The sequence below is a fragment of the Microbacterium sp. C23T genome (genome assembly GCF_053345975.1).
On sequence record NZ_JBKFBD010000035.1, the window covers coordinates 1 to 21,439 of the forward strand.

The 21,439-nt window shown below is 70.6% G+C and carries 18 protein-coding genes; 5 read left to right on the top strand and 13 right to left on the bottom strand.

Annotated elements, in window-relative coordinates; genetic code table 11:
- The 8 genes from ACLBXX_RS17505 to ACLBXX_RS17540 form a co-directional block, all read right to left on the bottom strand.
- Positions 1 to 7,133: beta strand repeat-containing protein (locus ACLBXX_RS17505; protein ID WP_447659072.1), on the bottom strand; the 7,133-nt coding region annotated here is incomplete at its 3' end.
- A 333-nt stretch (positions 7,134 to 7,466) separates the two neighbouring features.
- Complete coding sequence (gene ccsB / locus ACLBXX_RS17510) at positions 7,467 to 8,543, bottom strand: c-type cytochrome biogenesis protein CcsB (RefSeq protein ID WP_447659073.1); 1,077 nt, start codon at positions 8,541 to 8,543, stop codon at positions 7,467 to 7,469.
- A gap of 5 nt (positions 8,544 to 8,548) precedes the next feature.
- The gene (gene resB, locus ACLBXX_RS17515; RefSeq protein ID WP_447659074.1) at positions 8,549 to 10,261 is read right to left on the bottom strand and encodes a cytochrome c biogenesis protein ResB; all 1,713 of its coding nucleotides are present in this window, start codon (positions 10,259 to 10,261) and stop codon (positions 8,549 to 8,551) included.
- Positions 10,262 to 10,277: 16 nt separating this feature from the next.
- Positions 10,278 to 11,105 (bottom strand): cytochrome c biogenesis CcdA family protein, encoded by an 828-nt coding sequence (locus ACLBXX_RS17520; RefSeq protein WP_447659075.1) that lies wholly within the window; start codon positions 11,103 to 11,105, stop codon positions 10,278 to 10,280.
- Positions 11,102 to 11,713 carry a TlpA family protein disulfide reductase gene (locus ACLBXX_RS17525; RefSeq protein WP_387139454.1) on the bottom strand — a complete coding sequence of 204 codons (612 nt, stop codon included), beginning with the start codon at positions 11,711 to 11,713 and terminating at the stop codon, positions 11,102 to 11,104. The genes ACLBXX_RS17520 and ACLBXX_RS17525 overlap by 4 nt, the downstream gene beginning before the upstream one ends.
- Complete coding sequence (locus tag ACLBXX_RS17530) at positions 11,710 to 12,339, bottom strand: histidine phosphatase family protein (protein ID WP_447659076.1); 630 nt, start codon at positions 12,337 to 12,339, stop codon at positions 11,710 to 11,712. Before ACLBXX_RS17530 ends, ACLBXX_RS17525 begins: the two co-directional genes overlap by 4 nt.
- A 68-nt stretch (positions 12,340 to 12,407) precedes the next feature.
- A complete protein-coding gene (locus ACLBXX_RS17535; RefSeq protein WP_447659077.1) occupies positions 12,408 to 13,085 on the bottom strand; it encodes a DedA family protein in 678 nt (225 codons plus the stop codon).
- Positions 13,086 to 13,229: 144 nt separating this feature from the next.
- Entirely contained in the window at positions 13,230 to 13,682 is a 453-nt protein-coding gene (locus tag ACLBXX_RS17540) for a DUF6264 family protein (RefSeq protein WP_447659078.1), read from the bottom strand.
- Positions 13,683 to 13,754: 72 nt separating this feature from the next.
- Between ACLBXX_RS17540 and aspS the strand changes: the two genes are divergently transcribed.
- The 5 genes from aspS (at position 13,755) to ACLBXX_RS17565 (ending at position 19,287) form a co-directional block, all read left to right on the top strand.
- Positions 13,755 to 15,095, top strand: a complete 1,341-nt coding sequence (gene aspS / locus ACLBXX_RS17545; RefSeq protein ID WP_447659079.1) for an aspartate--tRNA(Asn) ligase — start codon at positions 13,755 to 13,757, stop codon at positions 15,093 to 15,095.
- A gap of 214 nt (positions 15,096 to 15,309) precedes the next feature.
- Positions 15,310 to 16,452: an ABC transporter substrate-binding protein gene (locus ACLBXX_RS17550; RefSeq protein WP_447659080.1), complete on the top strand. Its 1,143-nt coding sequence runs from the start codon at positions 15,310 to 15,312 to the stop codon at positions 16,450 to 16,452.
- Positions 16,449 to 17,390, top strand: a complete 942-nt coding sequence (locus ACLBXX_RS17555) for an ABC transporter permease (RefSeq protein ID WP_447659081.1) — start codon at positions 16,449 to 16,451, stop codon at positions 17,388 to 17,390. The genes ACLBXX_RS17550 and ACLBXX_RS17555 overlap by 4 nt, the downstream gene beginning before the upstream one ends.
- Positions 17,387 to 18,184 (top strand): ABC transporter permease, encoded by a 798-nt coding sequence (locus ACLBXX_RS17560; RefSeq protein ID WP_447659082.1) that lies wholly within the window; start codon positions 17,387 to 17,389, stop codon positions 18,182 to 18,184. The genes ACLBXX_RS17555 and ACLBXX_RS17560 overlap by 4 nt, the downstream gene beginning before the upstream one ends.
- Positions 18,181 to 19,287 (top strand): ABC transporter ATP-binding protein, encoded by a 1,107-nt coding sequence (locus ACLBXX_RS17565; protein ID WP_447659083.1) that lies wholly within the window; start codon positions 18,181 to 18,183, stop codon positions 19,285 to 19,287. Before ACLBXX_RS17560 ends, ACLBXX_RS17565 begins: the two co-directional genes overlap by 4 nt.
- Before the next feature lie 10 nt (positions 19,288 to 19,297).
- On the opposite strand, the gene ACLBXX_RS17570 is transcribed toward ACLBXX_RS17565, so the two are convergent.
- From ACLBXX_RS17570 to ACLBXX_RS17590, 5 genes are all read right to left on the bottom strand, one after another.
- Positions 19,298 to 19,549 carry a glutaredoxin family protein gene (locus ACLBXX_RS17570; protein WP_447659084.1) on the bottom strand — a complete coding sequence of 84 codons (252 nt, stop codon included), beginning with the start codon at positions 19,547 to 19,549 and terminating at the stop codon, positions 19,298 to 19,300.
- 8 nt (positions 19,550 to 19,557) lie between these two features.
- Complete coding sequence (locus ACLBXX_RS17575) at positions 19,558 to 19,851, bottom strand: rhodanese-like domain-containing protein (protein ID WP_387139485.1); 294 nt, start codon at positions 19,849 to 19,851, stop codon at positions 19,558 to 19,560.
- Positions 19,852 to 19,933: 82 nt separating this feature from the next.
- The gene (locus ACLBXX_RS17580) at positions 19,934 to 20,032 is read right to left on the bottom strand and encodes a 30S ribosomal protein bS22 (protein WP_003792170.1); all 99 of its coding nucleotides are present in this window, start codon (positions 20,030 to 20,032) and stop codon (positions 19,934 to 19,936) included.
- Between the two features lie 81 nt (positions 20,033 to 20,113).
- On the bottom strand, positions 20,114 to 20,305 hold the full coding sequence (locus ACLBXX_RS17585; protein WP_019182077.1) for a helix-turn-helix domain-containing protein: 192 nt from the start codon (positions 20,303 to 20,305) through the stop codon (positions 20,114 to 20,116).
- Positions 20,306 to 20,413: 108 nt separating this feature from the next.
- Entirely contained in the window at positions 20,414 to 21,343 is a 930-nt protein-coding gene (locus ACLBXX_RS17590) for a TetR/AcrR family transcriptional regulator (RefSeq protein ID WP_447659085.1), read from the bottom strand.
- Between the last annotated feature and the right edge of the window lie 96 nt (positions 21,344 to 21,439).

A 21,439-nucleotide genomic window follows, 5' to 3' on the forward strand; every position in this document is an offset into this window, starting at 1 on the left:
CCCCCCCCCGCCCGCCCGCCCCCCCGGGCGGGGGCGGCGGCGGAGGACCCGATCCACGCCCGCACGTCGGAGTTCGCGACCACGACGACGACCGTGATGCCGACGCTCGCCGAGCTCTGGCTGAGCGCCAGCGTGCCGCCGACGTCGACCACGTCGAGCGAGTCCTCGGCGCGCACGGTCACCGACTGACCGGCGCCGCCCGCGATCGTCTGGTTCACCTGCGCGCCGTCGCCGATCCAGGCGCGGGTGTCGACGTCGAAGATGTCGACGATGAACGCGCCGGTGACGGCCGCTCCGCCGCTGCTCGCACCGCCGGCGATCGCGACCGACGACAGTTTCAGCCAGTCGATCTTGCCGGCGAGCGGCTTCGGGACCTCGGGGACCAGCGGCTCGATCGCGGTGGTGGCCGACACGGATGTCGCGCCCGCGGCGTTCGTCGTCGTGACGGAGCCGGCCGCGGTGCCCGACTCGATCGCCGCGGTCGTGGTGATCTCGAAGTAGTTGACCGAGAACGCCCCGCCGATGGCAGCGCCGCTGTCGGTGGAGAGCGCGCCCGCGATCGCGAGGTTCTGGAACCCGAAGCGCTGGCCGGCGAAGACGGTGATCGCACCGTTCGCCGCCTGGAGGGTCGCGCCCGCGCCCACCTTCGCCTCGGTCGTGAGCAGCAGGATCTGCACCGCCGCGCTGCCGGCGAACGACGTGCTCTGGCCGCCTCCGGCGGCGAACGCCCAGGCGACGAAATCGTCGCGCGACGGCGCGCTCGACACGAGTGGGGTCGAGGCGCGGACGACCACGCCGCCGTTGCCGCTGACCGTGGCATCGGTGCCGATCTCGGCGCGCGTCGTGATGTCCTGCACGTTCAGGCTGATGGCGGCGCCCACCCGCGTGCCGCTGGACTGGAGGTCGATCGCCGATCCCATCGCGAGCGCCCGTGCGTTCGCGGCGAGGAGGCTCTGGACCGTGACCGCGCCGCTCAGCGCCGTCACTGTCACGTTGGGAGCGATGCGGGCCGTGCTCGTGGCGACGACCCAGTTCACGGCCACCGCGGCGCCCACCTGTGTCGACCCGCTGCCGGTGCCCGACTGGCTCGAGGACTGGCCGTTCGCCCCGGACGCGCCGTTCGAGCCGTTCGTGCCCCCGTTGGAGGTCGGCATCGAGTTCGTGTCGCTCTTGGTGCCCTGCGTGTTCGGGTTCGAGCCGCCGACGGCGTCCTTCGACTCGTCGTCGCCCGACTTGCCGCCGCTCTCGGCGCCCTTCGCACTCGCGACGGCCTTCGCCTCGGACCGCACCTCCGACACCGCTTCGACGGTGACCGCGGTCCCCTGCACGTTCCGGGCGATCTCGGCGAGGGTGTCCCACCCGACGACCGCGTTGACGACGACGGTGGCTCCGACCGCTGTGCTCTTGCCCGCGGCATCCGCGTTGCCCTCCGTCGCGATCCAGGTGACGTGCGTGGCGCGCACGACGACTGCGCCGGTCTGCACCGTCGCAGCGCCACCCGCGATGCGCGCGGTCACGTGGTCGTCGACGCTGATCACGAGGGCGACCACGGGCGTGACCGCCGTGTCGCCCGCGGTGCCTCCCTCGGCCTTGGTCGCGAGGTCGCGGAACCCGGTCGCGGAGACGGTGAGTGCGCCGCCCCCGCTGAACGCGCCCGAGATGCGGGCGGTGACGTCGCTGCCGTCGATGACCTGCAGCGCGAAGGAGGCGCCGACGCCCGTCGCCGAACCCACCTTCGCCTTGCTGGTGGCGGTGGCCGAGTCGCGCTCGTTGCTCTGCGCCCGGATGACGGATGCTCCGGACGAGAGCGTGACGACGGCTCCGGCCGGCACCAGCGCTTCGATGGTGCTGCCGAGGATGTTGATGGCGAGGGCGCCGGCGACGCCGACACTCGTGGACTTGCTCGCTCCGGCGCGGGCCGTCGAGACGATCTCGTGCTCGAACAGCCGGAACAGCTGATCGGCGGTGGGGCTCGTCGGCAATGTGTCGCCGTCGCCGACGGTGACGCCGTTCTGCTTCACCCAGGCGTGGCTGCCGTTGCGCTTGTAGAAGCCCACGGTGTTCGCGCCGTCGGCCTTCGTGAGTTCGAACCACGTGTCTTCGGCGATCTGGTCGGTCGGCAGCTGCGACTTCTCGACGACGGCGTTCTTCGTGACGAACACCCATGCGCCGCCCTCGCCCTTCCAGACGCTGCCGGCCGGGTGCCCGTCCTTCTCGGCGTCGAGGACGTACCAGTTGCCGTCGACGACAGCGCCGGGCAGCGCATCGACGGTGCCGGTGAGGCTGACGTCGGTCTCCATGCTCCAGCTGCCGCCGGAGTACTTGTAGAGCCCGTCGTCGCCGCCCGACGCGTCGTCGCCGTCGGCGTTCGTCTTGACGAAGATCAGGTCGCCCTCGCTCGGACCGGGCAGCTGCTCGCCGGATTCGACGGTCTCCCAGCGCTTCGCGACGTCGTTCCAGCGGCGCACGACGTCGTCGGCGTCGCCGTCGAGCATCTCTGCGATCACGGTGAGCCCGGTCGCCGTGATCGCCGATGCCCCCGTCGTGGCACGGATCGTGATGTCGACGGCCTGCACGGCGACGCCGGCCCCGACACCCACGGAGCCCTTCGTCGCGGTGTCGCCGCGAGCATCGGCGAGCGAGTCGGTGTCGCCGCGGGCGATGAGCGACACCGCTCCACCCGCGTTGACGGCGATGCCGTCGGCGAACCGCGCCGTCACCGTTCCCGACACGACCGCGATGGCGATCGCGCCGGCGATCGACACCGAGTTGCCGCTCGAGGAGCCGCTGGAGTTCTGACCGGTCGCCGCCTTCGGCGTCTGGGTCGTGGAGGTGCTGCCGCCGCCGTTCGCGGACTTCGTCGACTTCGCGTTCCCGAGGTTGTCGTCGGCCTTCTCGTTGACGTCCTTGCCACCGGAGTCCTTGCCCTCCGAGGGCTTCGCCCCCTGGGCCGCGGCCTTCGCGGTGGTCGTCGCGTCGATGCGCTGGGTCGCGGTGAACGACACGGCGCCGGTGGTGGTGAGGCTGCGGTCGCTGCCCGAGGTGGACGAGACGTCGTCGAGGATGGCGAGGGCGAGCGAGATGCCGATGCCGGCGGTGCTGCCGGCGACCGTCGAGCCCTTCGCCGTGGTGTCGGCGGTGACGGTCTGGGTGGCGGAGGCGGTGATGCTCGACGCGCTGAGCGGAGCGGAGCCCTTGCCGACGGAGGCGCTGGTGCGGATGACCGCGAGGAGGATGGCGACCGAGGGGGTCACGCTGACCGTGGCGGAGGCTGCGCCGGCCTCGGCTTCGGTGGTGAGCACGACATCGTGCGTGGCGGTGATGCTGACGGCGCCCGCTCCCGTGAGGGGAGGACCGCGCGTCGGGTCGGCCGCCGGGCTGATGCCCGCATAGACCAGGTGCGTCGGCAGGTTCAGGGCGACGGCGGCGCCGATGCCGACGGTGCCGTCCCCGGACTGCGTGGCCTTCGCGGAGGCCTTGTCGTTCGACTTCGACCCGGCGCTGATCCCCACCGCGCCGCCGCCCGTGATGACGACGCCCGGGATCTGCCCGGGGCCCGGGAAGGGCGAGTTCGAGCCGTCGGCGTCGAGGACCGCGCGCGTGCTCTCGTTGACGATGTTGAGGGCGAAGGCCGCGGCCACGCCGAGCGTGCCGTTCGTGTGGGAGGCGCCGGCTTCGGCGACCGCCAGCGTCGTGTGGGTTCCCGCGTTCTTCATCTGCGCCGTGATCGTGAGGCCCGACGCCTGTACGCCCGAGCCGACGCCGACGCCGGCTTCGGTGGTGATCGTGACCTTGTTCACCGCGACTGCGGCGCCGATGCCGACGGTCGACGAGTTCGTCGCCGTGCCCTTGGCCGAGGCGGAGGCATCGGTGTCCGCCCGGGCCACGAAGCTGACCGTCCCGCCGGTGGCGATGGATGCTCCCGGCAGCAGCATGGCGCGCGCCACCGAGGTGACGAGGTTGAACGCGATCGCGGCGGCGACGCTCACGCTCGTGCCGTCCTCGTTCTTCGCCTGCGGGGTGATCGATCCGCCGCCCGCTCCGCCGCTGGTGCGGCTCGCGGCGTTGCCGAGCTTCGCGTCCGACTTCGAGTTGACGTTGTCGCTGCCGGCGTTGCCGCCGCCCTGGTTCTCGGCGGGCGCACCGGTGGCGCTCGCTTCGGCGGACGTGGCCGTCGTCGAGGTGCCGTCGGCGGTGAGGCCGACGTCGCCGGTCGCGGTGACGACACGGGCGACGGATACCTCGACCTCGTGATCTGCAGAGGTCAGGGCGAACGAGATGGTCATGGCGAGCGACGATCCCGCACCCGCGTTCGTCGCGCCGGTGGCGCTCGTCGTCGCCTTGGCGGTCTGGGTCGCGGTGGCGGCCAGCGATCCGAGCGTGAGGGCCGGCCCCGCGAGGATTCCGGCGAACGTGCGGACGTTGTGGATCGCGATGCTCGCGACGCCGGTGAGGGTCGCGCTGGTGCCGCCGTCGGATCCCCCGACGGTCGTCGTGGTGGCGTCGTCTGCGCCGGTCGCGGTCATCGTCAGGGCGCCGATGCCGGAGGGCGCGGCGCCCGCGCCGATCGCCGCGACGATGTCGTCACGGATGAGACTCAGCGCGACCGAGGCCCCGGCTCCGACGGCGCTGCCGTTGTCTCCCCCGAGCTCCTGCTTGGCCGTCGCCTTGGCGGTGCTCTTGTGCGCGCCGCGCGACGTGATGCTGACCGCCCGGTTCGCGAACGAGCCGGCACCGTCGATCGTGGCCGAGGTCAACGCGTCGATCTTCGCGAGGGCGAAGGATCCTGCCACGGCGATCGAGCCGCCCGAGGTCTTCTTGCCTGAGACCGCGGTGGCGGTGAATGACGAGTCCCCGGCGTCAGGGCCCTCGGCGGCGATGGTGAGCCCGCCGGCGGCGTCGATCGCGCCGCCCTGGACGAAGGCCCGGGTCGAGAGGTCGGAGATCAGGAGGGCGATGCCGATTCCGACGCCGTTGCCGCTCGCACCCCCGCTGCCCGTCGTGGTGCCGCCGTCGCCGGTGACGGCGATGGTGTTCTTCCCCCGTGCCGTGACCGTCTGCGTGCCGGTGGTCCCGACCTTGGCGCCGACGATCCGGCCGGTGGTGTGCGATTCCGTGAGCGCCATGCCGAACGCGCCGGAGATGCCGATGCCCCCGTCGCTGGTGCTCGCCTGCCCGTTGCCGCGTCCCGCGCCGTTCGAGTTCTTGTTGTTCTGCGACGCGCCGCCGGGGCTCGCCTTCGCGGTGGCGGTGACGTCGGCCGTCTGCGACGCGAGGATCGCGAGGGACGCCGCCGTCGTGCCGGTCCCGTTCGTCGAGTCGATGGCGGCGTCGGTGGTCTGCGACAGGTGCGCGATCGCGACGCCCGCGCCGCTTCCCGCCTCGTGCGCGTCGCCGACGGCGTTGAGCTTGGCGCTGTTGGCGGCCGCGATCCCGAGCGCTCCCCCGACGATCATGCGCGCGTTCCCCGTGATCTTCCCGAGGGCGCTCGCCGTGACGCTCAGGATCGCGACCGCCGCGTCGAAGTCGCTCGAGAGCGGGTCCTCGTCCTTCGACGGATCGGTCTGCGGCGTCGCCGCGACGTCGACCGTCGAGGTGGCCGAGATCGTCGCCGCGCCGTCGACGTCGACGACCGCATCGCCGCCGACCGTGGCCGTCGCGTTCGAGGTGACGAACGCGGCATCGCCGTAGTCCTTGATGAGGGTGACGGGCCCGACCGTGGAGGTGGCCGTCGCGGTGAAGTCCCCGGACGCCGTGATGGTCGCGCCGCCGCGCACATCCACCACCGCGTCGGCGCCCGCGAGCACGAGGTACGCGGTGCCCGCGGTCGCGTCGGGCACGACGGTGGCGGTTGCCGTCAGAGTGATGCCGCCGGTGGCGGCCCCGCCGTCACCCGTCGCGGTGAGCGATCCGCCGTCGACGATGACCGATGCGTCGGCATCGTGGTCGAGGCACTCCGTGAGGCTGAAGTCGTCGAAGTCCGTGCAGTCGGGGACGTTCACCGGGATGCCGTCGGTGTTGCTCTCGGCCGCGGTGAGCGTGATGTCCCCTGCGCTCAGCGAGCCGGTGACGGTGATCGTCTCGAACTCGGCGAGGAACGCGGCGAACCCGAGGTTCAGCACGTCGGCGATCGTGAGCGAGTCACGCCCTCCGCCGCCGGTGATCTTCAGCACGGTGCCCGTGCCGACCGGCGCGGTGAACGTCGTGGTCTCGAAGGTGCCGTTGGCGCTGCGCAGCTGCAGCTGGCCTGCCGACGGCCCCGCCTCGAGGATCGCCTCGTCGTCCTTGTCGTCGGCGAGGGCGAAGTCGACATCGGCGCCGGGGTCGTTGTCGGCGACGATCGGCTCGATGCCCGCGTACTCCACGCGGGTCGCACCGAACAGCATCACGCCGCTCGAGCCGTCCGACGGCTGCGAGGTGAAGCCGCCCGCGCCGCGAGTGGCGAGCGTGTCGAATCCGGCAGCGCCGTCGAACCCGATCGTGATCCCGGGATCGGTACCGCCGAAGTCGATCGTGAAGGTGTCGTCGCCGGATGTGCCGGTGACGCGGATCACGGAGATCTCGGAGAGCGACCGGGTCACACCCTCGAACGTCACGGTGCCGTCGCCGTGGAAGACCAGCGACGACGAGGTTCCCGACATCGTGATGACCCACGGCGCGGGCGCCGCGGGTGCGGCCGGAGCAGGCTCCGCCGGCGCCGCGGGCGCGGGGCCCGCAGGGGCGGGAGCAGCAGGTGCCGGGTCGACGACCGTGGGCTCGACGGGGGCCGGCGCGGGATCGACCGCCGGGGCAGGATCGGGCGCGGGGTCGGGCGCCGGAGCAGGCTCCGGTTCAGGCGCGGGCGCGGGCTCGGCAGGCGTCGTCGTCTCGGCCGGCGCAGGCTCAGTCGGTGCGTCGACGTCCGTCGCCTCGAAGGGCCGCACGTCGAGCGCAGCCGGTTGACCGACCATCTCGTCGGACGCAGCTCCCGCGGTCCCGCCGCTCACCGAGAGCTCCGGCGCAGCGGGTGCGGATGCCGGCGTCGGCGCGGCCTCGCGCACAGCGGCGACCGTCGCGACTGCGGCGTTCGCGGGCGTGCCGAAGGGGATCGCAATGCTCACGGCGACGGCGATCGCCGTCGCATACGCGAGCACTCCGAACGCTGCGCTCCGAGAGCGCTTCGTCCCCTCACCCCGAACCATGACGCGCCTGTCGCTCGATAGAACTGACAACAACGCGCCGGTGTACTCGTTCCGCTACGCGGCTCCCCCGAACCCCGGCGATGACACCTGCATCACATACCCCTTGTCCGATCCTCCGCGACCGCCCACCCGAGGGCTACGCGCACGGCGTACCGAACAGCGGCAAAGTTAGCCCTGCTCGACGAGATCCGTCAAGGGTGTGTCGTGAATTCCTGTTCAGAGGGCACATTCCCCCAACGGAATGTCACGGCGACCGGCGATGCACCCGAACGGGTGCCCGCCGGTTCAGTTCAGTCCGGAGTAGGCGTGGAGGCCCTTGAAGAACATGTTGACGATCGTGAAGTTGAAGATCACCGCGGTGAAGCCGATGATCGACAGCCACGCCGAGCGCGATCCGCGCCAGCCGCGCGTGGCCCGTGCGTGGATGTAGCCGGCGTAGAGGACCCAGATCACGAAGGTCCAGACTTCCTTGGTGTCGAAGCCCCAGTAGCGGCCCCACGCGTCGTTGGCCCAGATGGATCCGGCGATGAGCGTGAAGGTCCAGAAGATGAAGCCGAGGATCGCGAAGCGGTAGGCCAGCGACTCGAGCGCCTCGGCGCTCGGGAGGGTCTTGAGGAAGCCCGGTCCGGTCTTCGCGGGACCGGATGCCGCGGCCTCGGCCTTCGCGAGAGCCGCGATCCTTGTCTCGCGCCGGGCCTGCGTGAGCTGCAGCACAGAGAGGCCGAAGGCGAGGGCGAACAGCGCCGTCGCGAGCGAGGCGACGAAGACGTGGATGACGAGCCACACCGACTTCAGCGGGTCCATGAGGGGCACGATGTCGGTGTAGAACCAGATGGCCGTCCCGCCGAGCAGCACCACCACGAGGCCCGTGATGAAGGTGCCGAGGAATCGCAGGTCGTAGCGGAAAAGCACGCCGAGGTACACCGCGACGATGAGCAATGTCCCGGTGAGGGCGAACTCGTACATGTTCGACCACGGCACGCGTCCCGCGGCGATGCCGCGGGTGACGTCGCCGCCCAGGTGGAAGAGGAAGCCGAGCACCGTCAGCGACGTGCCGATGCGGGCCCACACGAGCCGCGCGCGCTTGCCGACGGGGGCGTTGAGTGCCTCCTCCGACGCCGTCTCCTGCGCGCGCATCTGCTCGACGATGCCGCCGCGCGAGCCTCCGCCTCCGCCACCGGCGGCGACGAGTTCGCGCTCTCGCGCGGTCTTGGCCGCGGCATCCTTCGCGTCCACGGCGACCGCGCCGCGACGGGCCAGGTCGACCGCATACGCGATGAACGCGAGGGCGTAGATCGCGATGGCCGTCCAGACCAGCAGCACCGAGACGTCGTCGAGGGTGAGGGGGGAGGCGTCGGGCATGGCTCTCAGTCTACGTCGGGGGTGGATTCGGGCTTGGTGGGACGTTCGCCCGCGGCAGCGGGGTCGGCGAGCGACGCGAGGTGGCGCTGGGCGAACTGCTCGACCGCGCCGTCGAGCGCGGGGTCCTCGCCGCGCGCGAGGCCGGCGTACTCGAGGTGCACGGTGTGGCCCTGGCACGTCGCCTTGACCCACATGCGACGGCGCGGCACGAAGAGTGCGGAGATCAGGCCCGCCAGCGCGAGCACGGCGAACACCAGCACCCACGTCGCGGCGGCGTCGCGATGGATCGAGAGCGACACGTACCGCTTGACCGAGTCCTGGAAGCCGGCGGCGTCCGGTGTCTCGTTCTCGAACGTGATCGTGCCGAGGCCGTCCGGAAGGTCGACGGTGTCGCCGGGCTTGAGCTCGAGCGATTCGGTGCCCGAATCGCCGCCGGCGAGCTGGGTCATCTCGCTCGGGTCGAGGGTGTACACCGACTTCGGCACACCCCCGTCGATGCCGAGGTCGCCGGCGTAGACCCAGAAGGTGAGCATCGGGTACTCGAGGTCGCCGTACACCGAGGTGTAGGCGCCGTTGGTCAGCTCCTGCGCGGTCGGATAGAAGAAGCCGACCAGGCCCACCTGCTCGCGGAGGCCGTCGGGAACCTTCACGACCCCCTGCGAGGTCATGTTGTTGTCCTGCGGCAGGAACGGGACGGACTCCGAGAAGACCACGTCGCCGTCGCTGTTTCGGATCGTGATGGTCGGCGCGTAGCCGTTGCCCATCAGGTACACCTTGTCGCCCGCGATCTGCAGCGGGTGGTTGACGCGCACCTCGCCTGTTTCGGCATCGGCGTTCGGGAACTGCGTCGTCAGGTGCGCGACGAAGTCGCCGGCCTGCCCCGCGCCCTGCGCGCCGGGGGCGACGTAGGAGAGCGAGAACTCGTCGAGCGTGAGCGCGTAGGGCTGGAGGGCGTCCTCGTCGACGAACCGGCCGGGGTTGAACGACGTGTAGTCGAGCATCGTGTTGACCCACGTGCGGCCCTCGATGATGACGGTCTGCCCGGTGTAGGTGAACCCGCCGCCGATGCCGACCGCGAGCAGCACCCCGACCAGCGCGGCGTGGAACACGAGGTTGCCCGTCTCGCGCAGGTACCCGCGCTCCGCCGACACCGACAGCGACTTCGCCCCGTCGTAGCGGGCGACGCGGTACCCTGCCTTCTTCAGCTGCTGCTCGGCGGCCTCGATGGCGGTCGTCGCGGCGGCGGCGGCATCCGTGTCGTCCTGGTACTCGAGGATCTCGGAGCGGTGCGCGTCCAGGCGAGCCAGTCGCGCGGGCGTGCGCGGCGGCTGCGCGCGCATGGCCTTGTAGTGGTGCTTGGTGCGCGGGATGACGCAGCCGACGAGCGAGACGAAGAGCAGGATGTAGATCGCCGAGAACCACGGCGACGTGTAAACGTCGAACAGGCTCAGCTTGTCGAGCACGGGTGCGAGGTCGGCGTTGTCGACGAAGTACTGGCGCACGCCGTTGGGGTCGGCGCTGCGCTGCGGCACGAGCGAGCCGGGCACGGCGGCGATCGCGAGCAGCAGCAGGAGCACGAGGGCGGTGCGCATCGACGTGAGCTGGCGCCAGCCCCAGCGCAGCCATCCGACCACGCCCAGAGCGGGCTGGGTGATGTCGGATGCCGCGGAGTCCGCGTGGTCGGAGGGCCGGAGCGGGTCGGTCACGTCGTCGGTCACAGAACCTTCCGGAGCGTCAGAGCGGGGCCGGGACACTGGCGAACACCCCCTGGAGCTGGGCCATCACGGCCGTCCAGACGCCGGTGACCATGAGGAGGCCGAGAACGATGAGCACGGCGCCGCCGATGAGGTTGACGACGCGGATGTGGCGGCGCAGGAACGACACCGAGCGCGTCGCCCACCCGAATCCCAGCGTGAGGAGGAGGAACGGGATGCCGAGCCCCAGCGAGTACGCCACTCCCAGGAGCGCGGCGCGCGCGGCCGAGCCCGAGTCGAAGGCCATCGTGAGGATCACGGCGAGGGTCGGGCCGATGCACGGCGCCCAGCCGATGCCGAGCGCGATGCCCAGGAGCGGTGCGCCGATCAGTCCGAGGTTGCCCCTCACCTGCGGCCGCGCGATGCGCTGCGCCATGCCGAACCACCCGATGAAGACGAGCCCCATCGCGATGATGACGACGCCGAGGATGCGCGTGATGAGGTCCTGGTATTCGAGCAGGAAGCGGCCGAGGGTGCCGCCGAGCATCGCCATGCTGACGAAGACGACGGTGAACCCCGCGATGAAGAGGAGCACTCCGAGCACCAGGCGCCCGCGCGGCGGCGCGTCCGGCGCCAACTCCTCAGAATTCTCGCTCTTACGGACGGTTCCGGCCGAAACCGGCGTGGTCGCCGCGATCTTGCGGAGTTCGGGCACCGGCCGCGGCGAGACCGCGCCGCCGATGAACCCGAGGTACCCCGGAACGAGCGGCAGCACGCACGGCGAGAGGAACGAGATGGCGCCGGCGAGGATCGCGATGGGGATGGCGATCAGGAGCGACCCGTCGGCGACGAGGGCGCCGAGGTTCACGACTCCTCCAGGGCGTCGCGCACGATGGTCTCGAGGATCGATGCCGACTCGATCTGGCCGACCAGGCGCGCGGCGACGCGGCCCTGCTTGTCGAGCACGATCGTGACCGGCACGGCGTTGAGCGGGGTCTCCCCCGCGAAGGCGAGCTTGATCGAGCCGTCCTCGGTCGCCAGGGCGCTGGGGTACTCGACCCCGTACTTCTCGGCGAACGCCTGCGATGCCGCGGCGCCGTCGTACAGGTTCACGCCGAGGAACGACACGCCCTGGTCCGCGAACTCCGCGTCGACCGCGGCCAGCTCAGGAGCCTCGACGCGGCACGGCGCGCAGCCGGCGTACCAGAAGTTCACGACGAGCACGTCGCCCGCATAGTCCGCGCTCGAGGTCGTGCCGCCGGTGTCGAGCACGCCCTCGAAGTCCACGGGTTCGGTGCGATCGGCGGCCGGGATCTCGACCACGCGGAAGCCGTCGGCCGCGACGAAGCCCTTGTTGTCGCCCGAGCGGTACTGCTCGGCGAGGGGGTCGCTCGTGCAGGCGGCGAGACCGGCGATCAGCCCGACGACGAGGAGAGCGGATGCTGCTGCCCGCGCCTTCCGGAACCGCTCAGTCATACCGCCCCCACATCCACCGCACCGGCCGTCGACGCCGGCTCGGCGTAGGCGGTCTCGGTCCACTTGCCGTCGACCATCTCGAAGCTCGTCACGCTCGACAGCGCGCAGCGTCGCGCGCGGGGGTCGTGCCGCAGCGGGAGCCCGGCGACCGCGAGGTGGGTGATCCAGATCGGGAGCTGGTGAGACACGATGACGACGTCGCCCGAGTCCGCAGCATCCCAGGCGTGCGTCATCGCCGAGTTCATGCGACCCACGACATCGGCATACGGCTCGCCCCAGCTCGGCAGCGCCGGCTTGCGGAGGTGCCGCCAGTTCCAGGGATTCACGAGCGCCCGCGCCATGCGCTTGCCCTCGAAGACGTTGGTCGGCTCGATGACCCGCTCGTCGATGACCGGGGCGAGGCCGAAGAGCTCGGTGAACGGCTCGGCCGACTCCTGGGTGCGCTGCAGCGGCGAGCACACGAGCGCCGACACGGGACGCTCGAGCGACTTGATGTACTCGGCGGCCTGCCGGGCCATGTGACGGCCATCGGCGCTCAGCCGGTATCCGGGGAGTCGCCCGTAGAGCACGCGGGCAGGGTTGTGGACCTCCCCGTGGCGCACGAGATGAAGGCGAGCGGCGGGCACCGGCCCAGTCTACGTGGGGGTCTTCTGTGGACCGGCTGAGCGTTCTCCCAGCTTCGGCGGGGCCCGCGTCAGTCGAGTTCGGGCTCGGGGCCGCCGGAGGTGCCGCGGGACTCGAGGAGGGCGCGGACCCGCACATAGAGGAACCAGGCGACCCCGATCACGGCGGCCGCGATGACGACGTACTGCAGGATGTCGGCGTAGCGCTCGACGATGTGCCACGACTCCCCGAGGAAGAAGCCCGAGAACACGAAGATCGAGTTCCACACCAGGCTTCCCGCCGCGGTGAGCAGCGTGAACCGCCAGACCGGCATGCGGGTGATGCCCGCGGGGATGGAGATGAGGCTCCGGAAGATCGGGATCATCCGTCCGAAGAACACGGCCTTGCCGCCGTGGCGTCCGAACCACGCGACCGTGCGGTCGATGTCCTCCGGGTGCAGCAGCGGCACCTTGTTCGCGATCGCGCGCAGCCGCGCGATCCCGAGCCACGCGCCGAGTCCGTAGAGGAGGAGGGCGCCGACGACCGATCCGACGGTCGTCCACACCAGGGCCTCGACGAGCGAGAACGACCCGCGGCTCGCCGCGAGGCCCGCCATCGGCAGGATCACCTCGCTCGGAAGCGGCGGGAACAGGTTCTCCATCGCGATCGCGATGCCCGCTCCGGCGGGTCCGATCACGTCCATCAGGGAGACGGCCCAGTCCGCGAGGGCGGTGAGCCAGGAGCCGTCGGTCGTCGTCGCAGTCGTCATTCGTCGGATCCCGTCCGTCGGTGGCATTTTCGTGGCGGCGGCCGCGACTGTTCGACGCGACGTCGTCCACGCTACGGGGCGAGGATGAACGAAACCCGGGTGCAGACCCTCGGAAGGAGATGAACCTCGCGGGGCCCGCGGGGATCAGAGCGTCGAACCGGGAACCGCGGCCGAGGCCACCATGAACGCGGCGACCAGCGACAGCACGATCAAGGCTGCTCCCACGAGCGGCACCCAGAACGCGAGGCGTCGCTTGACCATCAGCACGATCGCCACCACGACGGTCGCGACGAGCATCACCCACGGCAGGATCATGCCCATCAGCCATCCGAGTGTGATGAGGTCGACGTTGCAGTCGCGGGCGCCGCACGAGTCCGACGCCATCACGAGGAAGATCCCCATGAACGACGCCAGCGTCGCGAGGACCGCGTCGGCGACGAGCAGCACGATCGTGATCACGAGGTCGAGGACCTTCACCGGCGGCTTCGCCGGCGCTGCGCCCTCGGTGGACGGCGTGTAGGCGGCGCTGCCCGGATAGGGAGGCGGAGCCGCCGCGGTCCAGGCCGGCGCGGGCTGCTCGGGTTCCGGCGTGGTCATGCCCGCATGGTAGCGGTGGGTGCGGATTTCGGCGAGAAGGCGAGTGCGGCGCGTCACCTAGACTTGTCGCTCGTGAGTGAACGCGTCCTCGTCAAGCAGCTGCAGGGTCTCGCCGACGGCCCCGTCTCCGTCTCCGGATGGGTCGAGACCGTCCGCGATCAGAAGAAGGTGCAGTTCGTCATCCTCCGCGATGAGTCCGGCGCCGTGCAGCTGGTGAACCCGGCGACGCGCCCGGCAGAGGACGGCACGGAACAGGATGCTGCGGCCCTGGCCCTCACGGACCTCATCTCGAACCTCGCCACGGGCACCTTCCTGACGGTGACCGGCGAGCTCAAGCACGACGAGCGCGTGAAGCTCGGCGGCGTCGAGATCAAGATCGGTGGGCTCGACATCGCGGCGGCCGCTCTCCCCGAGACGCCCATCGCGGCGGACTCGGGACTCGACAAGCGCATGGACTGGCGCTTCCTCGACCTGCGCCAGCGCCGCAACAACCTCGTCTTCCGCGTGCAGACCACCCTCGAGCACGCCTTCCGCTCGTACTGGATCGAGCGCGACTACATCGAGGTGCACTCCCCCAAGCTCATGGCCTCGGCATCCGAGTCCAACGCCGAGCTGTTCGAGGTGCCGTACTTCGAGGACAAGACCGCGTACCTCGCGCAGTCGCCGCAGTTCTTCAAGCAGATGGCACAGGTCGCCGGCTTCGGCAAGATCTTCGAGATCGCTCCCGCCTTCCGCGCGGACCCCTCGTTCACGTCGCGCCACGCGACCGAGTTCACCTCGGTCGACGCCGAGATCAGCTGGATCGACTCCCACGAGGACGTCGCGCGCATGCAGGAGGAGCTCCTGCAGACCGCGTTCCAGGCCGTGAAGGACAAGCACGGCGCCGAGATCGAGGAGCTGTTCGGCCTCGAGGTGCAGGTGCCCGCGATCCCGTTCCCCCGCATTCCGCTGGCCGAGGCCCGCGAGATCGTGAAGAGCCGCGGTTACGAGATCCCCCGCACCGACGGCGACCTCGACCCCGAGGGCGAGCGCCAGATCTCGGCCTACGTCGAGGAGACCTACGGCCACCAGTTCGTGTTCATCACCGACTACCACCCCGAGATCCGCGCGTTCTACCACATGCGCGATGAAGAGACCGGGCTCACCAAGTCCTACGACCTCCTCTTCAAGGGCGTGGAGATCACCACGGGCGCGCAGCGCGAGCACCGCGTCGACGTGCTGATCGAGCAGGCCAAGGAGAAGGGTCTCGGGACCGAGCACCTCGACTTCTACTTCGACTTCTTCCGCTACGGCGCCCCGCCCCACGGCGGGTTCGGCATGGGCCTCGCGCGCGTGCTCATGCTGCTGCTCGGGCAGGACTCGATCCGCGAGGTGACCTACCTCTTCCGGGGCCCCACACGCCTCGCGCCCTGAGCGCACCCCTTCACGGCTTCAGCGGTCAGGCATGCTTCGGCGTGCCTGACCGCTTCGTGTTGCCGCATCCGTCCGCCCGCCACGGTCGCAACCGGACGCTCACCGGGCGTTCATCCGGGACGCCTCGCCGCGTCACTGCGCCCCCATATCGTCCTCTCGTCCCCGAATCCCGAACACGCTTCGGCGTGCACGGAAACACCCGAGAGGAACACACATGTCCCGTCCCACCCCGCGTCGCCTGGGGGCGACCACGGCGGCACTCACGATCGCGGCGCTCGCCCTCGCCGGCTGCGCCGGCTCGGCCGACGCCTCGTCGAACGGCTCGTCCGACTCCGGCGTCGACGCCTCGACCGCCACGAGCCTGGCCGACTTCGGCACGTTCTCGGACCTCGAGGAGGCCGCCAAGGCCGAAGGCCAGCTGAACGTCATCGCGCTCCCGCGCGACTGGGCGAACTACGGCGAGATCCTCGACCTCTTCGCCGAGCGCTACCCCGAGATCACGATCAACGAGCAGTCGCCCGACGTGTCGTCCGCCGAGGAGATCCAGGCCGCCGAGACGAACGAGGGCCTCGACACGGCGCCCGACGTCTTCGACCTCGGCCTCACCGTCGCGCTGCAGAACACCGACTGGTTCGCTCCGTACCAGGTCGAGACCTGGGACGACATCCCCGACGCGCTCAAGGAGTCGACCGGCCTGTTCGTCGGCGACTACGGCGGATACATGTCGGTCGGGTACGACTCGGCGCGCTTCGACGCTCCCGAGTCGCTCGACGACCTGCTCGGCGAGGCCTACAAGGGCTCGGTCGCCATCAACGGCGACCCGACGCAGGCCGGTGCCGCGTTCGCGGCCGTCGGACTCGCGACCGTGCAGTCGGACGGCACGCTCGACGACTTCCAGCCGGGCATCGACTGGTTCTCGGAGCTCAATGCGGCCGGCAACATGCTGAAGCTCGATGTCACCAGCGCGACGGTGGCGAGCGGGGAGACCCCCGTCGTCTTCGACTGGGACTACCTCAACGCCGCCCACACCGCTGACGTCGACACCTGGAAGACCGTCGTCTTCCCCGGCGTCGGCTATGCCGGCTACTACAACCAGGCCATCAACAAGGATGCCCCGAACCCGGCCGCCGCGCGCCTGTGGCAGGAGTTCCTCTACAGCGACGAAGTGCAGAACCTGTGGCTGAAGGGCGGCGCCCGCCCGGTCCGCATGGAGGCCATGATCGAGGCCGGCACGATCGACCAGGAGCTGGCCGACGCGCTGCCGACCGCTCCCGGGGAGACGGTCGTCCCCACGGAGGAGCAGTCGACGAACGCCGGCGATCTCCTCGGCGAAGAGTGGGCCGCAGCGGTCCAGTGACGACCGCCCGCACTCTCACCGGTCAGGGCCACGACCGCGTGAGCGACCCCGTCGCGTCGGAGCCATCAGCTCCGGCGCGGCGGGGCCGCCCCGCGCCCGACTGGTCGTGGCTCGGGCTGACCCCGTTCGCGGCCTACGTGCTGCTGTTCCTGGCGCTGCCGACGATCATCGCGGTGGCATCGGGGCTCTTCGACGGCGACGGCGCCTTCACCTTCGACAACCTCGCCGCGCTCGGCGATCCGGTCATCATCGCGACGTTCTGGAACTCCACGTGGGTGTCGCTGCTCACCGCGGTCGTCGGCGCGATCATCGGGGCGCTCGTCTGCTACGCGATGCTCGGCCTTCCCGACACCGGATTCGTGCGGACGACGGTGGATGCCGCATCCGGCGTCCTGGCCCAGTTCGGCGGCGTCATGCTCGCCTTCACCATGATCGCCGCGATCGGCACGCAGGGTGTCGTCACCACGTTCCTGCGCGACGGGCTCGGGATCGACATCTTCGCCGGCGGCGCGTGGATCTACGCCCTGCCCGGCCTCATCCCGGCCTACCTCGTCTTCCAGGTCCCCCTCATGATCATCACGTTCATGCCGGCTCTCGCCGCCCTCCGCCCGCAGTGGTTCGAGGCGCACCTGACGCTCGGCGGCACGCGCTCGGGCTTCTGGCGGCACATCGGCTTCCCGGTGCTCGCGCCCTCGTTCCTCGCGAGCCTGCTGCTGCTGTTCGCGAACGCGTTCTCCTCCTACGCGACGGCGGCGGCCCTCGCCAGCCAGGGCTCGCAGATCGTGCCGCTGCAGATCCGCACCGCGCTGACGAGCGAGACGGTGCTCGGCCGCGAGAACCTCGCGGGCGCGCTCGCCCTCGGCATGATCATCGTCGTCGCGGTCGTGATGTGGGTCTACGCGCTCATCCAGCGACGCACCGCGAGGTGGCAGGCATGAACCGGCTCGCCCCCTCCCCCGCGGTCCGCTGGATCATCGGCGCCGTCGTCGGACTCGTCTTCGTCATCCCGTTCCTCGCGACGTTCGTCTATACGCTGTCGTCGCCCGACGGCTCGTACTCGCTCGACCGCTGGCTCGCACTGTTCGACCCGGCGAACGCCGCCCGCTACCGTCCGATCTGGACCGGGCTCGCGAACTCGCTGATCCTCGCGGGCGTCACCGTGCTCATCGTGCTGTTCCTGTTCACGCCGACGATGGTGCTCGTGGCGCTCAGGTTCCCGAAGCTGCGTCGCGGCTTCGAGTTCCTGGCGCTCCTGCCGATCACGATCCCCGCGATCGTGCTCGTCGTGGGTCTCGCCCCGATCTACCTGCAGATCGGCCGCACACTCGGCACCGGCGCGTGGACGCTCGCCTTCGCGTACGGCATCCTCGTGCTGCCGTTCACCTACCGCTCGATCCAGGCATCCATCGACGCGATCGACGTCAAGACGCTGTCCGAGGCCGCGCGCACGCTCGGCGCCGGCTGGGTCACCGTGCTCGTGCGCGTGATCGCCCCGAATCTGCGACAGGGGCTGCTCGCAGCATCCCTCATCTCCGTCGCGGTCGTTCTCGGGGAGTTCACCATCGCGTCGCTGCTCAACCGCCAGGTGCTGCAGACCGGTCTCCTCGTGATCAACCGGCAGGATGCCTACGCCGCGGCGATCTTCACCCTGCTCGCGCTCGCCTTCGCGTTCGTGCTGCTGCTCATCATCGGTCGCGCCGGCCGCGCCGGCACCGGAAGGACCCCCGAATGACCACCGCCGACACGCCGCCGCGCACCCTCCCGGCGACCTCCGACAACCTCCTGCTCGCCGACGCCGGCGAGGGCACGCGCGTGGAGTTCCGCGGCGTCGTCAAGGAGTACGGCACCACCCGCGTGCTCCACGGCGTCGACCTCGACATCGCGCCCGGCGAGTTCGTCTCCCTGCTGGGTCCCTCCGGCTGCGGCAAGACCACGGCGCTGCGCGTGCTCGCGGGCCTCGAGAAGGCCACGGCGGGCGAGGTGCGCCTGGGCGGCGCCGACGTCTCGGGCGTCCCGACGAACAAGCGCGACATCGGCATGGTCTTCCAGTCGTATTCGCTGTTCCCGCACCTGCGCGTCGCCGACAACACGGCGTTCGGCCTGCGCCGCCGTGGAATGGGGAAGAAGGATGCTGCCGCCCGCGCCGCCGACGCGCTCGAGCTCGTCGGGCTCGGGCACCTCGCCGACCGCTTCCCGCACCAGCTCTCGGGCGGTCAGCAGCAGCGCGTGGCCCTGGCCCGCGCCCTCGTCACCGAGCCTCGCGTGCTGCTCCTGGACGAGCCGCTGTCGGCACTGGACGCCAAGGTGCGCGTGCAGCTGCGCGACGAGATCCGCCGCATCCAGCTGCGCCTGGGAATCACGACGGTGTTCGTCACGCACGACCAGGAGGAGGCCCTCGCGGTGTCCGACCGCATCGCGGTCATGAACGCGGGTCGCATCGAGCAGATCGGCACACCCGAGGAGCTCTACCTCAACCCGGCGACGCCGAACGTCGCGGCGTTCATCGGCGTCTCGAGCGTCGTGCCCGGCGTCGTCGAGGGCGACACCGTCACGGTGTGGGGTGCGCGGCTGCCGCTGCAGGCGCCGAGCGCGCCGGGATCCGTCGACGTGTTCCTGCGACCGGAGAACCTGCGGCTGGCCGACGGCGACGCCCCCGGCATGGACGCGATCGTGCAGGAGAGCACGTTCCTCGGCAGCTTCCGTCGCACCCTGGTGCGCACCGCGGACGACGCGCTCGTGCGCGTGCAGCACGCGGCGACCGACCGCGTCGAGTACGCCGAGCGGGTCCGCATCGCCCTGTCGAGCGATCCGGTGGCGGTGCGTCCGCGCGAGTGACGCCGGTCCGTCAGCGCGCGGCGGTCAGCGCCACGCGCAGGCGGTCGGGAGACACGCGCCAGTGCCCGTGCAGCTCGCCGTCGATGAGCACCACGGGGATCTTCTCCCACCACGTCGCGTAGAGGGAGGGATCGTCGGCGATCGAGAGCTCCTCGACGTCGACGGCGTCCTCGGGCAGCTCCGCCACGACGGTCTCGACGACCTCACGTGCGACGTCGCACAGGTGGCAGTCGGGCTTGCCGATGAGGGTGACGGTCCTCACGGGCGGGGTCAGGCCTCGACCGGGTAGCCGGCCGCGATCCACTCGTTGGTGCCGCCATCGACGTTGGTGACGTCGTAGCCGCGCGCCTCGAGGGCCTCGACCACGCGGCCCGAACGGCCGCCGATCGCGCAGATGACGTCGAACGCGCCGTCGGGCAGCTCGTCGAGGCGACCGCCGATGACGGACATCGGGATGTTGACCGCGCCGGGCACGTGTCCTGCGGCGTACTCGTCGACCTCGCGGACGTCGATGAGCGGGGTCTCGGCGCGCTCGCGCAGCTGCTGGACGGTGATGGACTTCATGACGGCCTCTCGGGTCGCGGGCTCTGCGGGCACGGATACACGAAGCGCCCGTCCGGAGACAGGCGCTTGGTGCGGATGCCGCTTACTTCTTGTTGCGGCGCTGGTGGCGAGTCTTGCGAAGCAGCTTGCGGTGCTTCTTCTTCGCCATGCGCTTGCGGCGCTTCTTGATGACAGAACCCACGGAAAACCTCACTAGATCGGGGTCTGGACGCGGCCTGGCCGCGCCCGGGAACGGGGCAAAGGAAAAATGCCTCGGAACAGTCTAGCCGACGTCGGCGATCGGCCGTTGCAGAGCCTCGGTGACCGCGGACTCGGGCACGCGGTAGCTGCGGCCGAAGCGCACCGCAGGCAGCTCGCCCGAGTGCACGAGGCGGTAGACGGTCATCTTCGAGACCCGCATCAGCTCGGCGACCTCGGCCACCGTGAGGAAGCGCACGTCCGGCAGTTCAGCCATGTCGATCCCCTTCCCCAGAAGTGCTGCAGTCACTCTAGAACGCGCGCGACCCGCGTGTAAACACAGAGACTGGTGTGAATCCTGTGACAAGTGATACCCGTGGGGCGATCACGTCTCGGGTCGCTGACGGGCGCGTCGATCGCGGGCCTCGCGGGCGGCCTGCCGCTCGAGCTTGTGGGCGTCGCGCAGCACCTTCTCGGCGTCGCGCACCGCCTTGCGCGCCTCGCGGAACTTCTTGTCGTCGGCGATGTCGGCGTCGTCCCGCTCGACCCACGTCTGCGGGCGTTCCCGGCGTCCGTCGCCGGTTGCGGCGATGTAGTCGCTGACCCCTTCGAGGCCGCGGGCGAGGGCGAACGAGAAGGGATCCGACTCGTCGAGGAACGCGCCGGCCTCGATCGCGGCGCGAAGCTCGGGGTACGCGTCGGCCGTGATGAGGGTGCGGAACATCGCGTCCTCGCTGCGGCTTATCGCCTGGCCATCGAGACCCCGCTCGCGCTCGACCCGCGCGTAGCCCGCGAGGATCGTGCCTGCCCAGTGCGCGGTGCCGGTGACCAGCAGCATGACGGCGAGGCGCTCCGTGTAGGTGAGGTCGGTCTCGGCGAGCGCGCTCAGTCCGGCGTCCATCCACGCGGCGCTGTTCGGCGTCGCCGGCACCCCCGAGATCGGGATGTCGAGCACCCACGGGTGCGTGAGGTAGTGCTGCAGCTGCTCGCGGTACAGCGCCTCGAGCCGCTCGCGCCATCCGCCGGCCGTCCGCGTCGCCTCCGACGGGGCGCCGGTCGCCTCCTCCTGCATCAGCAGGATGAGGTCTTCCTTCGCGTTGACGTAGCGGTAGAGCGACATCGGCGTGAAGCCCAGTCGAGCCGCCACGGCGGCCATCGACACCGCACCGAGGCCCTCGGCATCCGCGATCTCCACCGCCGCCTCCACGATGCGCTCGACGCTCATCTCGCGCTTGGGGCCGCGCTGCGGGTTGGCGGCCACGCCCCACGCGAGGGCGATCCCCCGCGGAAGCTCGGGCTCGACTGCATCCGTCATGGCGTCAGTCTAAGACTGTTTATTCCGTAAACAGTGTGTTATCGTCATAAACAGTTACTGGCGTAAACAGTTTCTCCCCTACACGATTTGACGGAA

What these genes read in the sequence shown, in the direction of transcription:
- ccsB (WP_447659073.1), bottom strand. Translation starts at nt 8,543, where the DNA reads ATGCCCGACGCCTCCCCCCTCACCCTCGACGACGTCTCGGTGCTGCTG.
- ACLBXX_RS17525 (WP_387139454.1), bottom strand. Translation starts at nt 11,713, where the DNA reads ATGACTGAGCGGTTCCGGAAGGCGCGGGCAGCAGCATCCGCTCTCCTC.
- ACLBXX_RS17535 (WP_447659077.1), bottom strand. Translation starts at nt 13,085, where the DNA reads ATGACGACTGCGACGACGACCGACGGCTCCTGGCTCACCGCCCTCGCG.
- ACLBXX_RS17540 (WP_447659078.1), bottom strand. Translation starts at nt 13,682, where the DNA reads ATGACCACGCCGGAACCCGAGCAGCCCGCGCCGGCCTGGACCGCGGCG.
- ACLBXX_RS17550 (WP_447659080.1), top strand. Translation starts at nt 15,310, where the DNA reads ATGTCCCGTCCCACCCCGCGTCGCCTGGGGGCGACCACGGCGGCACTC.
- ACLBXX_RS17560 (WP_447659082.1), top strand. Translation starts at nt 17,387, where the DNA reads ATGAACCGGCTCGCCCCCTCCCCCGCGGTCCGCTGGATCATCGGCGCC.
- ACLBXX_RS17565 (WP_447659083.1), top strand. Translation starts at nt 18,181, where the DNA reads ATGACCACCGCCGACACGCCGCCGCGCACCCTCCCGGCGACCTCCGAC.
- ACLBXX_RS17575 (WP_387139485.1), bottom strand. Translation starts at nt 19,851, where the DNA reads ATGAAGTCCATCACCGTCCAGCAGCTGCGCGAGCGCGCCGAGACCCCG.
- ACLBXX_RS17585 (WP_019182077.1), bottom strand. Translation starts at nt 20,305, where the DNA reads ATGGCTGAACTGCCGGACGTGCGCTTCCTCACGGTGGCCGAGGTCGCC.
- ACLBXX_RS17590 (WP_447659085.1), bottom strand. Translation starts at nt 21,343, where the DNA reads ATGACGGATGCAGTCGAGCCCGAGCTTCCGCGGGGGATCGCCCTCGCG.